At 72.9% G+C, this 11,988-nt stretch carries 15 protein-coding genes and 3 pseudogenes; 13 read left to right on the top strand and 5 right to left on the bottom strand.

Translation table 11 applies throughout. The features are described 5' to 3' along the window. The first annotated feature begins 47 nt into the window (after positions 1-47). On the top strand, positions 48-440 hold the full coding sequence (locus tag ACH4S9_RS38835) for a VOC family protein (protein ID WP_398376393.1): 393 nt from the start codon (positions 48-50) through the stop codon (positions 438-440). Positions 441-508: 68 nt separating this feature from the next. On the opposite strand, the gene ACH4S9_RS38830 is transcribed toward ACH4S9_RS38835, so the two are convergent. Continuing rightward, the gene (locus tag ACH4S9_RS38830) at positions 509-1,051 is read right to left on the bottom strand and encodes a TetR/AcrR family transcriptional regulator (RefSeq protein ID WP_385344548.1); all 543 of its coding nucleotides are present in this window, start codon (positions 1,049-1,051) and stop codon (positions 509-511) included. 103 nt (positions 1,052-1,154) lie between these two features. Between ACH4S9_RS38830 and ACH4S9_RS38825 the strand changes: the two genes are divergently transcribed. Beyond that, entirely contained in the window at positions 1,155-2,039 is an 885-nt protein-coding gene (locus tag ACH4S9_RS38825; RefSeq protein WP_311726821.1) for an NmrA/HSCARG family protein, read from the top strand. Positions 2,040-2,494: 455 nt separating this feature from the next. Here the strand turns inward: ACH4S9_RS38825 and ACH4S9_RS38820 are convergent. Next, a pseudogene (locus tag ACH4S9_RS38820) lies at positions 2,495-2,806 on the bottom strand (transposase); the annotation flags it as partial. A gap of 7 nt (positions 2,807-2,813) precedes the next feature. Here ACH4S9_RS38820 and ACH4S9_RS38815 point away from each other — a divergent pair. Then, positions 2,814-3,103 (top strand): annotated as a pseudogene (locus ACH4S9_RS38815) (transposase); the annotation flags it as partial. A gap of 407 nt (positions 3,104-3,510) precedes the next feature. Here the strand turns inward: ACH4S9_RS38815 and ACH4S9_RS38810 are convergent. Next, positions 3,511-4,092 carry a hypothetical protein gene (locus ACH4S9_RS38810; RefSeq protein WP_311726822.1) on the bottom strand — a complete coding sequence of 194 codons (582 nt, stop codon included), beginning with the start codon at positions 4,090-4,092 and terminating at the stop codon, positions 3,511-3,513. A 200-nt stretch (positions 4,093-4,292) separates the two neighbouring features. Between ACH4S9_RS38810 and ACH4S9_RS38805 the strand changes: the two are divergent. The 4 genes and pseudogenes from ACH4S9_RS38805 to ACH4S9_RS38790 form a co-directional block, all read left to right on the top strand. Beyond that, positions 4,293-4,570, top strand: a pseudogene (locus tag ACH4S9_RS38805) (transcriptional regulator); the annotation flags it as partial. Beyond that, complete coding sequence (locus tag ACH4S9_RS38800; protein ID WP_385344557.1) at positions 4,567-5,100, top strand: flavoprotein; 534 nt, start codon at positions 4,567-4,569, stop codon at positions 5,098-5,100. The pseudogene ACH4S9_RS38805 and the gene ACH4S9_RS38800, both read left to right, overlap by 4 nt. A gap of 184 nt (positions 5,101-5,284) precedes the next feature. Beyond that, on the top strand, positions 5,285-6,427 hold the full coding sequence (locus ACH4S9_RS38795) for a winged helix DNA-binding domain-containing protein (protein WP_398376389.1): 1,143 nt from the start codon (positions 5,285-5,287) through the stop codon (positions 6,425-6,427). Between the two features lie 34 nt (positions 6,428-6,461). Beyond that, on the top strand, positions 6,462-7,013 hold the full coding sequence (locus tag ACH4S9_RS38790; RefSeq protein ID WP_398376387.1) for a GNAT family N-acetyltransferase: 552 nt from the start codon (positions 6,462-6,464) through the stop codon (positions 7,011-7,013). On the opposite strand, the gene ACH4S9_RS38785 is transcribed toward ACH4S9_RS38790, so the two are convergent. Then, positions 7,005-7,475 carry a hypothetical protein gene (locus tag ACH4S9_RS38785; RefSeq protein WP_398376385.1) on the bottom strand — a complete coding sequence of 157 codons (471 nt, stop codon included), beginning with the start codon at positions 7,473-7,475 and terminating at the stop codon, positions 7,005-7,007. The two genes, ACH4S9_RS38790 and ACH4S9_RS38785, sit on opposite strands and share 9 nt — an antisense overlap. 76 nt (positions 7,476-7,551) lie before the next feature. Here ACH4S9_RS38785 and ACH4S9_RS38780 point away from each other — a divergent pair, with 76 nt between their 5' ends. After that, a complete protein-coding gene (locus ACH4S9_RS38780) occupies positions 7,552-7,929 on the top strand; it encodes a hypothetical protein (protein ID WP_398376384.1) in 378 nt (125 codons plus the stop codon). Here ACH4S9_RS38780 and ACH4S9_RS38775 read toward each other — a convergent pair. After that, positions 7,904-8,038: a hypothetical protein gene (locus ACH4S9_RS38775; RefSeq protein ID WP_398376382.1), complete on the bottom strand. Its 135-nt coding sequence runs from the start codon at positions 8,036-8,038 to the stop codon at positions 7,904-7,906. The two genes, ACH4S9_RS38780 and ACH4S9_RS38775, sit on opposite strands and share 26 nt — an antisense overlap. A gap of 150 nt (positions 8,039-8,188) precedes the next feature. Between ACH4S9_RS38775 and ACH4S9_RS38770 the strand changes: the two genes are divergently transcribed. From ACH4S9_RS38770 to ACH4S9_RS38750, 5 genes are all read left to right on the top strand, one after another. Beyond that, complete coding sequence (locus ACH4S9_RS38770) at positions 8,189-8,800, top strand: DUF5134 domain-containing protein (RefSeq protein ID WP_358845822.1); 612 nt, start codon at positions 8,189-8,191, stop codon at positions 8,798-8,800. A gap of 92 nt (positions 8,801-8,892) precedes the next feature. Beyond that, positions 8,893-9,828: a M56 family metallopeptidase gene (locus ACH4S9_RS38765; RefSeq protein ID WP_385344575.1), complete on the top strand. Its 936-nt coding sequence runs from the start codon at positions 8,893-8,895 to the stop codon at positions 9,826-9,828. An 82-nt stretch (positions 9,829-9,910) separates the two neighbouring features. Next, entirely contained in the window at positions 9,911-10,381 is a 471-nt protein-coding gene (locus ACH4S9_RS38760) for an NUDIX domain-containing protein (protein ID WP_311726829.1), read from the top strand. Positions 10,382-10,425: 44 nt separating this feature from the next. Beyond that, positions 10,426-11,088 (top strand): phosphatase PAP2 family protein, encoded by a 663-nt coding sequence (locus ACH4S9_RS38755; RefSeq protein WP_311726830.1) that lies wholly within the window; start codon positions 10,426-10,428, stop codon positions 11,086-11,088. A gap of 82 nt (positions 11,089-11,170) precedes the next feature. Then, the gene (locus ACH4S9_RS38750) at positions 11,171-11,902 is read left to right on the top strand and encodes an HAD family hydrolase (protein ID WP_398376379.1); all 732 of its coding nucleotides are present in this window, start codon (positions 11,171-11,173) and stop codon (positions 11,900-11,902) included. Positions 11,903-11,988: the final 86 nt, after the last annotated feature.

The following is an 11,988-nucleotide window of genomic DNA, read 5'->3' as shown; positions in this document are numbered from 1 at the left end:
CGGCAGGAATCGACCCTAACGCGCCGCCGGTGCGTAGGGTCACGCACATGGTGCATGTACTGAGCAGCCGGACCCTGCTGCGGCCGACCGACCCCGAACGCTCCCGCGCCTTCTACGGCGAGGCCCTCGGCCTCGCGGTCTACCGGGAGTTCGGCGAGGGCCCCGAGCGCGGCACGGTCTACTTCCTCGGCGGCGGCTTCCTCGAACTCTCCGGCCGCTCCGACGCCCCTCCGGCCCCCGGCCTCCAGCTGTGGCTCCAGGTCGCCGACGCCCACGCCGTCCACGAGGAACTCACGGCACACGGGGTCGAGGTGCTGCGGCCCCCGCGGAAGGAGCCCTGGGGGCTGATCGAGATGTGGATCGCCGACCCGGACGGGGTCAGAATCGCGATCGTGGAGGTGCCGGAGGACCACCCCCTGCGCTACCGGCCGGGGACGTAGTCCCGGACATGACGCGCCGACCCCGCCGGACTCGCGCGCTCCTCACCGCCTGACTCCGCGCCCGTTGTTCACGGGCGCGGAGTCAGGCCGTGGAAGATCAGGTCGAGCAGAGCGGCCGCCTGCCCGGCCGCGTCCGGCTCCGTCTCGGTGACCAGCGCGATGGCGTTCACCAGCTTGAACAGCTGCTCGACCGGCACGCCCGGCCGGACGTCGCCCGCCTCTTGTGCCCGCGCCAGGAGCCCCCGCGCCGCATCGAACACCGCCACGCGACACGACGAGCCATCCTCGCCCAGCGCCGCCAGCAGCGACGCGGCCAGCCCGCGCTCCGTGCTGCCCTGCGCGATCAACGCGCTCAGCCACTCCCTCAGTGCCGCGCCCGGCGACGGCGCGGACATCAGCTCCCCGGCCCGGCGGCACAGGGCGTCGACGTGGTCGTGGAACACCGCCTCCAGCAGCGCCTGCCGGGTGGGGAAGTGCCGGTAGAGCGTGGCGTTGCCGACGCCCGCGCGCTGTGCGATGTCGTCCAGCGGCGCATCAGCCCCCAGCTCGGCGAAGGCCGCCCGCGCGGAGGCCACCAGCCGGTCGTAGTTGCGCCGGGCGTCGGCCCGCATCATCGCCTCCCGGGTTGACTTAATCGGGGACTGTCCCCGTATCGTACCCGACGGAAACCGGGGAGCATCCCCGGTTCTCGGCACCCCGCCACCGGGAGGAAACATGATCACCGTTCTCGTGACCGGCGCCACCGGCGCCCAGGGCGGCGCCACGGCCCGCGGCCTGCTGGCCGCCGGGCAGCGGGTCCGCGCTCTCGTCCGCGACCCCGGCACCCCCGCCGCGCGGACGCTCGCCGCCGCCGGCGCCGAGCTGGTCCGCGGCGACATGGACGACCGCCTCTCGCTCGACGCGGCCACCCGCGGCGTCGACGGCGTCTTCAGCGTCCAGCCCACCCTCGGCTACCCCGGCACGCCGCCCGGCTTCGCCATCGACGACGAGCTCCGCTACGGCCGCAACGTCGCCGACGCCGCCGCCGCGGCCGGCGTCCGCAGCTTCGTGTACGCCTCCGTCGGCGCGGCCGACGCCTCGCACGGCATCGCGCGCTGGCAGACCAAGGACACCCTGGAGCGGTACGGCCGCGACCTGGGCCTGCCCATGACCGCGCTGCGGCCGGTCCGTTTCATGGACAACCAGGTCCACCCGCAGATGGGCGTGCGCGACGGCATGCTGGCCGACGTCATCCTGCCGGACGTGCCCGTCCAACTCATCGCGGCCACCGACATCGGCGCGTTCGCCACGCTGGCCTTCACCCGTCCGGCCGAATACACCGGCCGGACGATCGAACTGGCCGGGGACGAACTGACCATGCCACAGATCGTCCGAGCCATGGAGCGGGCACTGCGGCGGCCCATCACCTACCGGCATATCCCGCGCGAGGCGCTGGCCGGCCGCGACGCCGACGCCGTGGCCGGCTACGACTTCGCCAACCACGGCGGCGGCTGGCATGCCGACATCGACGCGCTGCGCGAGGAGCACCCGGGCCTGATGGACTTCGCCACCTGGCTCGACCGCGAGGGCGCCGCGGCCTTCACGACGGCGCGCGCCTGACGGCCGCAGGCCGCAGGCCGCAGGCCGCAGGCCGCAGGCCGCACAACCACGCGGAACCGAACTCGTCCAGGAAGCAAGGCAGTTTCGTGAACGGCTCCTGTCGAACGGCAGGGTGCGACATACTCATCCCCACGGCCTTCGTGCTGATCACGAATTTTCCTTGGTCGGAGCACATGGACCGCCGAAGGCCGCCTGCACCTCCGGCAGTTACCCCTCGACGCGTACCAGCGCCTCCGAAGGAATCCGGAAGTCCGCTACCCCGGCCGGGTGCGCGTCGGTTCTCGGATTGTGGCCCGTTCTACTCGGGTTCACGCGCCGGTCGCTGAGCGACGCTAGGTTCCCTCGCCGAATGGCTTCCGCCCACGCCGGCTCAGCAGTCACCTGATGGAGGCACCGAAGTGGCCACTCGTCCGGATCTGTCGCGTCGAACCATTCTCGCGGGTGCGGGTGGGCTTGGCGCAGCGAGACCGGTCCAGCCCGCCCCGGGAGCCGAGTCCAGGACCAGGCGGTGGAGCTTGGCCCACGCCCGGGCCTCGGTCCACTCAGTAAATCGACGGAAGGCGGTCACTCCCGACAGACTCAAACCGGGCGGCAATTGGTTCCAGGTACACCCCGAGGGGGCCACGAAGATGATCGCGGCCAGTACCTCGCGGTCCTCGCCGGCGTGCTCCTCCACCCTGCGGACACTGCGGAGCCGGCGGGACCACCCGCTGGAGCAACTCCCACAGGTCTTCCGGCGCCAACCGTTCGACAAGCGCAGCAGTCATCACCCCAGGCCGGTATCTCAAGCCTCAGCGCCTGCACGCCGACAAAGCCTACGACAGGGCCGACCTGCGCAGATGGCTGCGATGGAAGCGCATCGGAGTACGCATCGCCCGCAAAGGCATCGAGTCCAGTGAACGATTAGGGCTCCGCCGCTGGGTCATCGAGCGCACAATGTCCTGGCTATCCGGCCACCGCCGACTCAGCCCTCGCTACGAACGCAATCCCCGCAACTATCTGGCCTTCTCGGCCTCGCCGCCGCCCTGTGCTGCTACAAGCGACTCGTCCGCCTCACCACATAGGACACGGTCTTAGTGTGGATTGCGACCTGTATTCGATCTGCGCGACCGGACTGGGTTCCTTGGCCGATGGCGACACCGATGGGCAGCCTGACCGCCTCCTCGACGAGTGGGCCGACCACGGTTGCGCCAGCGATTACTCGGGTTGAACTGGTGGAATCCGCCGGCAGTGATGGTTCTTGATCGTTTCGGTACGACGTCGTCATGCGGTACGCGCACGGGGGCGGACTGACGCCAAGGGATCAGCAGAAGCGGGAGCGGGTGCGCTTGGAGGCGGCCGGGCGGTTCGCTTGCGGGGAGAAGACCGACGCCGTCGCGCGGGATCTTCGGGTGACGGCGCGGGTCGGTGCGGCGCTGGCGGTGGGGCGCTGGCGGTGGGGCGAGAGCTGGGCCAGTCCTCTCGGGGCTGTTCAGCCCAGGAAGTGGGACCAAAACGGGATCGTGGGGTACGCGTGGTCTTTCGGTGTCGGAACCGGCCGACCGAACTCGTGATGGAAGTAGTCGACCAGGTCAGTGCCGTAGTAAATGATGTCTGCCTGATACATCGACAACACGGGCGTGCCCGTGCGGTCTGGGTCCGCCAGGAGATACCGGTGGGAGTAGATCGGCACCATCACCGGGACCTTGGCCAAGTAGGTGCGAGCCATCGCCAAGGCGTCCTGGGTGCCCGCTGGCCGTAATTCCCACTCCGGATGCCAGAAGCCGTTGTGCTCCACGTCGAACAACACGCCGTCGATCGGCCAGGCCAACCTCTCCGCGAGGTCGCCCGCGTGACCGTCCCGCCAGTCGGGCCAGCTACCGCTACCCGTCGGCAGTCCTGCACCCAGCAACGTTCGGTGCTCCGGAGCGAAACGGAACCCCCAGCGTTCCTCGATCTGGTCGAGCTCCCGCTCGCTCATGCCTGGCTTGATCTCGACTCGGGCAGAGAGCATGGCGAGCAATCCCTCAGCGTCTTCTGAGGTCAGCGGGTTCTCGGGGCTGATCGAGGTCATGGGTGGAACGGTAGGCCACCGGGGGACGGTAGGCAGGGGGATCGAGTGGAGTACGTCGCTGTCAGCCTGTAGTCCCCATTGGCGTAAGGCCGCGAGTAGGCGGTGCCGGGGGACGAAGCTGAGTCGGTGCGTTTCCATGTACGCCTCCGAACGAGTGGGCCCGTCCCAGGGAACTGCCGGGCCGTCGCCCTCGGCGATACTCGGGCACCGCCCCGGAGACCGCCCGACCGCTCACGCGGCGACCGATCCGCGTCCCCGAACGGCGCGCGGCCCTGTGGGTGGACGCCGCCCGTGCGTACAGTCAGCGGGCAGGATCGCCGACGGTTGCCGAGCGCTCCAGGTCGCTAAATGCTGCGCGGCCCAGGACATCCGGCGGCCGGCAGTGCGTGAGCTGGTGGCTGACTTGGCCGCCCGTGACCGCCGCCGAGCCGTGCCCGAGCTGCATCACTTCAGCCGACAACTGGGAGTGCCTGCATGAGTGAGCGGAGTAAGCCGTTCCTCTACGTCGTCGTCTGTGCGGCCGGGATCGCCGGTGACGTCGGCAAGCTGATCACCGCGGCACAGGAGCGGGACTGGGACGTCGGTGTCATCGCCACCCCGCAGGGCCTGGGCTTCATCGACCCCCAAGCGGTCGAGGCCCAGACCGGCTATCCGATCCGCTCCGCCTGGCGCTCGCCCGGTGACCCGCGCCCGCTCCCTCCGCCGGACGCCATCGCCGTCGCCCCGGCGACCTTCAACACGATCAACAAGTGGGCCGCCGGGATCTCGGACACTCTGGCCCTGGGCATCCTGTGCGAGGCGTACGGCTTGGGCATCCCGACCGCCGTCCTGCCCTATCTGAACGCCGCACAGTCCGCCCACCCCGCGTACCAGCAGAGCCTGGAGCGGCTACAGGGGATGGGCGTGTTGATCGCCGACTACGAGCCGCACCAGCCGAGGGCTGGCGGCGGACGGGACGCGTTCCGGTGGGAGCAAGCGGTGGAGCTGCTCATCCGCAAGGTGCGGTGAGCACGGAAAGGGTTCGCAGCCGACCGGCAGCCACACCGCTGCGATCGTCCTGGCGGGAGTCCCCGATGTGATCGCGCACGCGATCATGCTTGGGCAGCCCAGCCGCGGATACGGCAGGCGGACGAGGTACCGCTGCCGGACGGCACTGGCGGCGGCCGGGCGTCGCACGGCACAATCGTCGGCCGTGGAGATCACTGCGCGCGCACTCAACCGGGCCACGCTCGGCCGTCAACTGCTGCTGCGGCGGGAGTCACTGGGCACCGTCGACGCCGTCCGCCGCGTCGTCGCGCTCCAGGCCCAGCACGCCGCCTCGCCGTACGTCGCGCTGTGGAACCGGCTCGCCGGATTCGCTCCGGCGGAGCTCGACGCCGCGTTCGCCGACCGTGCGGTCGTCAAGGCGACCTTGATGCGGATCACGCTGCACGCGGTCCACGCCGAGGACTACCAGGGCTTCCGCGAGGCGATGGAGCCGACCCTGTACGGCTCCCGGCTCGGCTATCGCTTCGCCGCCGCCGGGCTCACCCCGGCGGACGCCCATGAACTACTCCCGGGGCTGCTGTCGTTCGCCGAGCGGCCGCGAACGGCCGCGGAGATGGAGGCGTGGCTCGAGGAGCGGCTGGGCGTCGAGAAGAAGGCCGGGGCGTGGTGGGGGCTGAAGGGCTATGCGCCCCTGCATCACGCGGTCACCGGCGGGCCGTGGTCCTTCGGCTGGCGGCCGTCCTTCCGCGCGGCGCAGACGGGCGCCCTTTCCGCCAGGGGGCGGGAGATATCACCGGAGGCGCTGCGGGGCCTTCTGTTGCGCTATCTGGAGGGGTTCGGTCCGGCGTCGGTGGCGGACATGGCGCAGTTCGCCATGGTCCAGCGGACGCCGATACGCCAGGCGCTGCGCGCGCTCGACGGCGCCGTCAAGGAGCTCCGAGGGCCCGACGGCACCGCGCTGTTCGACCTCCCCGGCGCCCCGCGCCCGCCCGCGGACACCCCGGCCCCGCCCCGGCTCATGGCGATGTGGGACAGCATCCTGCTCGCGTACGCCGACCGCGGCCGCGTGATTCCTCCGGACTACCGCCGGGTGGTGATCCGCAACAACGGCGATGTGCTGCCCACACTGCTGGTCGACGGCTATGTCGCCGGCGTGTGGCGGCCGGTCGACGGGGGCATCGAGGCGACGGCCTTCCATGAACTCCCGCCCGCGGCATGGGACGGCCTCGCCGCGGAGGCCCGCTCCCTGACGGCCCTGCTGGCCGACCGCGACCCCCGGCCCTACAGCCGCTACGACCACTGGTGGGCCAAGCTCTCCGGCGCCCAGGTGCGCCTGCTCCCCGGCTAGGTCCGCCACCCGCGGCACCGCTTATCCTCGGCCGATGGACAGGATCACCACCCAGGCGCCCGCTCTCGTGCTGCGCCCCTGGGACCCCGCGGACGCTGCCGATCTGGTCGGGCTGTGCCAGGACCCCGCCCTGCGACGCTGGACGAACACGCCCGTGGACGACGAGGCGGGCGCGGTGCGCTGGATTCAGGAGCAGCAGCGGGGCCGGGCGGCCGGGCACCGCTTCGCGTTCGCCGTTGTGGAGTCCCGGGCCTCGTCGTCCGAGGGGCGGTTGGCGGGCCATGTGGTGCTCAAGAACGTCACCCCTGGCGGCGCCTCGGCCGAGGTGGGTTACTGGAGCGCGGCGCACGCGCGTGGTCGCGGAGTGGCTTCCAGTGCGCTGCGGGCCTTGACCGACTGGGCCTTCACCACGTTCGCCGGTGACGGACTGACGCGACTCGAGCTGCTGCACCAGGTGGACAACGCGGCGTCATGCGGCGTCGCGCACAAGTGCGGGTACGAACTGGCCAGGCTGCTGCCGGCGGCACCGCCCGCGTTCCCGGGCGACGGCCATCTGCACGTACGGACACGGACACCGTCAGCGTAGATACGCGCGTTCGTCGACGCGCCGGGTCGGCGAGCCGAGGAAGACATCCGGGGCGGCGGGGCCGTAGGCGACGTTGAGAGTGTCGAGCCGGTAGGACCACTCACCGCCACAGAAACCGACAAAGCGGTAGTTGATCCGCCACCGCAGCCACTCCCCCGGCCCGAGCCGCACCGCGGGCGGGCGGCGATGCCGGCGGGGCATGCTGAACAGCGACGCCTCAGGGGGACGGACCCGCAGCAGGCCCCCGGCCTCCTGGAGCGCCACTCCGGGGTCGGGGAGCTCCCGTACGGAGGTGTGGGGCTCGAAGGCGTCGGCTTCCCGCATGACGACCTCGTGCACGGCCGACGCCAGGCCGGGCGGCAGCGGAAACGCGAGGGGAGCCGCGTTCCTCCGGGCGGCTTCGGGGCCGCCGCGGGAGGTTTTGGTCCACTCGGTGCGTACCCATTGAACGACGGCGTCCATGGCTCGATCATCAGGCACGGGCTCGCCGCGCCGCCACCCGCTTTCCGCCGAGGCGGCACGGATCTGTGGAGGGGGCATGGTGGGCGGGGCCCTGGAAGACCTCGTGCACTGGCGTGGCGAGACCGCCCGGCTCGTCCGGGCCGTACGGCGCGACGGCGGCACCACGACCGTCACCTTCACCCGTGCCCACGCCGCTGCCGCCGCCGCGAGGGTCGCCGATGGGACGGCGAGTCCGCGCGAACTCGTGGACTGGGCCCAGGCGGTGCACTTCGAGGAGTGGGTGGACTTCGAAGCGGGACACGAGGACCTGCTGACACAGTTCCTGTTCGAGATCTCGACGCCCGAGCTGTGCGAGCCCGTCACCGCCGAGCTGTGCCGACGGTGGCTGGGCGACCTGCGGGCATCGTCGGCACACCGCGCCTCGGGGGCTACGAGAACGAATCCAGCCCCGTGAGATCGCCGGACAGCGCCCAGAGCCGGCCCGCCGCGGCGGCGGTCCTGCGCGCCGGGACGATGACGTGCGCGCCGAAGCCGCTGCCGATCTTGTGTTGCTCGGTCGTCATGTCCCGGGACGCTAGGACCTGGAGTGCGCGCGAGGTCAAGATCACGGCTGCGGGACGGCCTGCCGCGCTCCCCCGTTGCCCCCGTGCGCTCCCGTGTGCCGGGCCGGTGCCGGGCAACCTCGGGGGGATCCGTCCGTCCCGGGAGGTGCCGTGCACGGACCGCCGCTCGCCGGTTGGCTGCTGGTCGCGCTGTGCGCGGCCACGGGGTCGTACTGCCTGCTGCGCATGCGCGGCGAGCCGCCCGGGCTGCCGCGGCGGGCCGCGGGGGCCGAGGCGCTGATGGGGTGGGGCATGGCGGTGATGGCGGTGCCCGCCGCGGCGCTGGACCCCCGGCCCTGGGGCCCGCCGGTCCTGGCGGCGGTGTTCGCCGTGGCGGCCGTACGGGCGCTGCTGCCCGCGCGGCGCGGTGGCGAGGACCTGGGCCATCATCTGCACCACGCGGTGGGGGCGTTGGCGATGGTCTACATGGCGCTCGCGATGGCGGTGAGCGGCCCGGCGGGGGCCCACGGCCACGCCGGGCACGGGGCGGAGGGGCGGGCGCCTGGCGGGGTGCCGCCGCTCACGGGCGTGCTGCTCGCGTACTTCGCGGTGTATGTGGTGTGGTCGGCGACGCGCCGGCTCGTCCCGGCGGCCACGGCCACCGCGGGCGCCGGGGCGGGCGGCGACCCCGGGCGGCCCGCCTGGTCGCGGCGGCCCGAACTGGCCGACGCGTGCAGGCTGTCCATGGCGATCGGGATGTCCGCGATGCTGTTGACCCTCTGAGCGCCCCCGGAACCGTCCCGCGGCCGTGGTGTACGTCACTTCCGGCCACCGGACCGTACCCGCCTCGCCCTCGCGCTCACTAAAGTGACGCCATGATGGTCCCGCTCGCGCTGATGGGCCTCGGCGCTCTGGCGGCGGCAATGGCGCCCCGCCTGCTGGCCCGGTCCGACTGGGCCGACCGCGAACCCGTGCTCGCCCTGTGGGTGTGGCAGTGCGTGGTGGTCGCCGTATTGCTGTGCTGCGGGCTGACCATGGCGCTCACCGCGGCGGCCGCGTCCCAGGCCGTGCGCGGGAATGTCTTCGCCCCCGCGCCCCAGGGCGTGGTGGAGGCGTACGCGCTGTCCGCGTACGGGCCCTGGGCCGCCCCCGTCGCCGTCGTCCTGGCCTGCGGCGCGGTGTGGACGGCGGTGATGCTGACGCGGGAGATCGGGCGCGCGCGGGCGCGGCGCAAGCAGCGGCGGGCCGAACTGCTCGACCGCTGCCCGGCGTTGCCCGGCGAGGAGCCCGCCGGGGACCGTCTGGTGGTGCTGGAGGGCGACCGGCCCGAGGCGTGGTGGCTGCCGGGCACTCCGCCCCGGCTGGTCATCACCACGGCGGCGCTGCGCCGCCTCAAGGGCCGTCGGCTGGATGCCGTTCTGGCCCATGAGCAGGGGCACGCCCGGGCCCGCCACCACTGGCTGCTGCACTGCTCGGCCGCGCTGGCCACCGGCTTTCCTCAGGTGCCGGTATTCGCGGCCTTCCGCGACCAGGTGCACCGGCTGGTGGAGCTGGCCGCCGACGACTCCGCCTCGCGGCGCTTCGGGCGGCTGACGACCGCGCTCGCGCTGGTCGAACTGAACGAGCACCGGGGGGTGTTCGGGCCCGTTCCGGCCCAGCTCGCGGAGGTCCCGCAGCGGGTGGACCGGCTGCTCGCCCCCGCCGCGCGGCTCTCCCCCGCCCGCCGCCTTCGGCTGACGGCCGCGGCGGCGCTGGTCCCCGTCGTGCCGCTGGTGGTCACGCTGGTCCCGGCGCTGCGGGTGCTGGGCTGAGCCAGGCGTAAACCCTTCGCCGGGGCGGGGCGCCCGCGGCTACAGTCGCGCGCTGTCACCTACCCGGGAAGGCCTGAGCAACATGACCCGCACCACGTGCACGACCCCCGCACCGGCCGAGCGACCCGGCGACCGGGCGCTGACGGCCCCCACCGTCTCGTGTGTCTTCGTGTGCCACGACGGCGCGGGGCGCATCCTGCTGGCCCGGCGCGGCGCGGCGGCGCGCGACGAGCCGGGGACCTGGGACACGGGGGCCGGGGCGCTCGAACACGGCGAGTCGTTCGAGGCGGCCGTCGCGCGTGAGGTCCGTGAGGAGTACACCGCGGAGGCCCTCACGGTCGAGACCCTCGGGGTCCGCAACATTCTGCGCGGCGATCCCGTCTCCCACTGGGTGGCCGTGGTGTGCGCCGTGGAGGTGGACCCGGCGCGGGTCGCCATCGGCGAGCCGCACAAGTTCGACGCGCTCGGCTGGTTCGCCCCGGACGACCTGCCCACCCCGTGCCACTCGCAGCTGGCGGCGACCCTCGACCTCTTCCGCGCCCTGCGAGGCTAGGCCCTGGCCGCCCCCCGCGCCCGCCGGTGCGCGATCATCGACTCATGCATGTGTCGAAGCTCCATGCCGTACGCACCGCCGCGGTCCTCGCCGCGCTCTTCGTGATCCTGCTGGTGCCGGTCGCGGCCGGCTGGGGGCCGCTGGTGGACGCGGACGGGGACATCGCCGAAGCCCTGCACCGGACCGCGGTGACGCACCACGGCTGGACCGAGGCCAACAAGGTGCTGACCGACTGGGTGTGGGATCCCTGGACGATGCGTGCGGGGCTGACGCTGCTGGCCGGATGGCTGCTGTGGCGACGGATGTGGCTGCTCGCGATGTGGATCGCGGCCACGGCCGCCGCGGGGACGGCGCTCCAGCAGGGCATCAAGGCGGCGGTCGGCCGGGAGCGCCCGCACTGGACGAACCCGGTGGACTCGGCGCACTACGCCGCCTTCCCGTCCGGCCACGCCCTCACCGCGACCGTCGCGTTCGGCCTGCTGCTGTGGGTGATGACGCTGTGCGGGGCGCGCGCGGCGTGGCTGCGGGCCGCGACCGTACTGGCCGTGGTGTCGGTGGCCGGGGTGGGGTTCACCCGGGTGTATCTGGGGGTGCACTGGCCCACGGATGTGCTGGGCGGCTGGCTGCTGGGCGCCGCCCTCGTGTACGCGGCGGCGGCCACGTACCCGTACCCGCCGGACCGGGAGGACGAGCGCGCCGAGGAGTGACCCGTCTCCGGCGGCGAGCGCGGGCCCACCCGCATCGGCCGAGCGGGCACCACCTGGGCCGCGGGCCTGGAACGATGGGGGCATGACGATCAAGGGCGCGCTGTTCGACTTCTCCGGGACCCTCTTCCGCATCGAGCCGACCGACGCCTGGCTGCGGGCCGTGCTCGACGCCTCGGGCGCGGTCCTCCCGGAGGAGGACCTGCTGCGGTACGCCCGGCGGCTGGAGGACGCGGGGGCGCTGCCGGGCGGTGCGCCGCCGCTGGCGGTGCCGCCGCACCTGAGCGAGGTGTGGGGCACGCGGGACCGCAGCGCGGAGGAGCACCGTGCCGCCTTCACGGGGCTGGCCCGGGAGGTGCCGCTGCCCGACCCCGAGCTGTACGACGCGCTGTACGACCGCCACATGCAGCCGGCCGCTTGGCGGCCGTACCCCGACGCGGCCGAGGTGCTGGGCGAACTGCGGCGGCGCGGGGTGCGGATCGCGGTGGTCAGCAACATCGGCTGGGATCTGCGGCCGGTGTTCCGGGCGCACGGTCTTGACGAGTTCGTGGACGCCTATGTGCTGTCGTTCGAGCACGGCGTCCAGAAGCCCGACCCCCGGCTGTTCCGGGTGGCGTGCGACGCGCTCGGGCTGGCCCCGGAAGACGCCGTGATGGTGGGGGACGACCGGCGGGCGGACGCGGGGGCGGCGCGGCTGGGGTGCCGGGTGCATCTGGTGGACCATCTGCCGGTGGAGCGCCGCCCTGACGGGCTGCGGCCGGTGCTCGACCTCGCGGGCGCGGTCAGACGCCGTGACACCCGGTCACAGACGCGGTGAAACCGCCGATTCGGACGATCCCCCGCGTCGCCCGAACCGGCGGAGCATCGGGGCCGCCCAGGGCACAGGATGGCGGACAACCCGAG

It is taken from the genome of Streptomyces sp. NPDC021225 (assembly GCF_044332865.1).
GTDB lineage: Bacteria > Actinomycetota > Actinomycetes > Streptomycetales > Streptomycetaceae > Streptomyces.
This window is presented reverse-complemented; position numbering and strand designations above follow the sequence as displayed.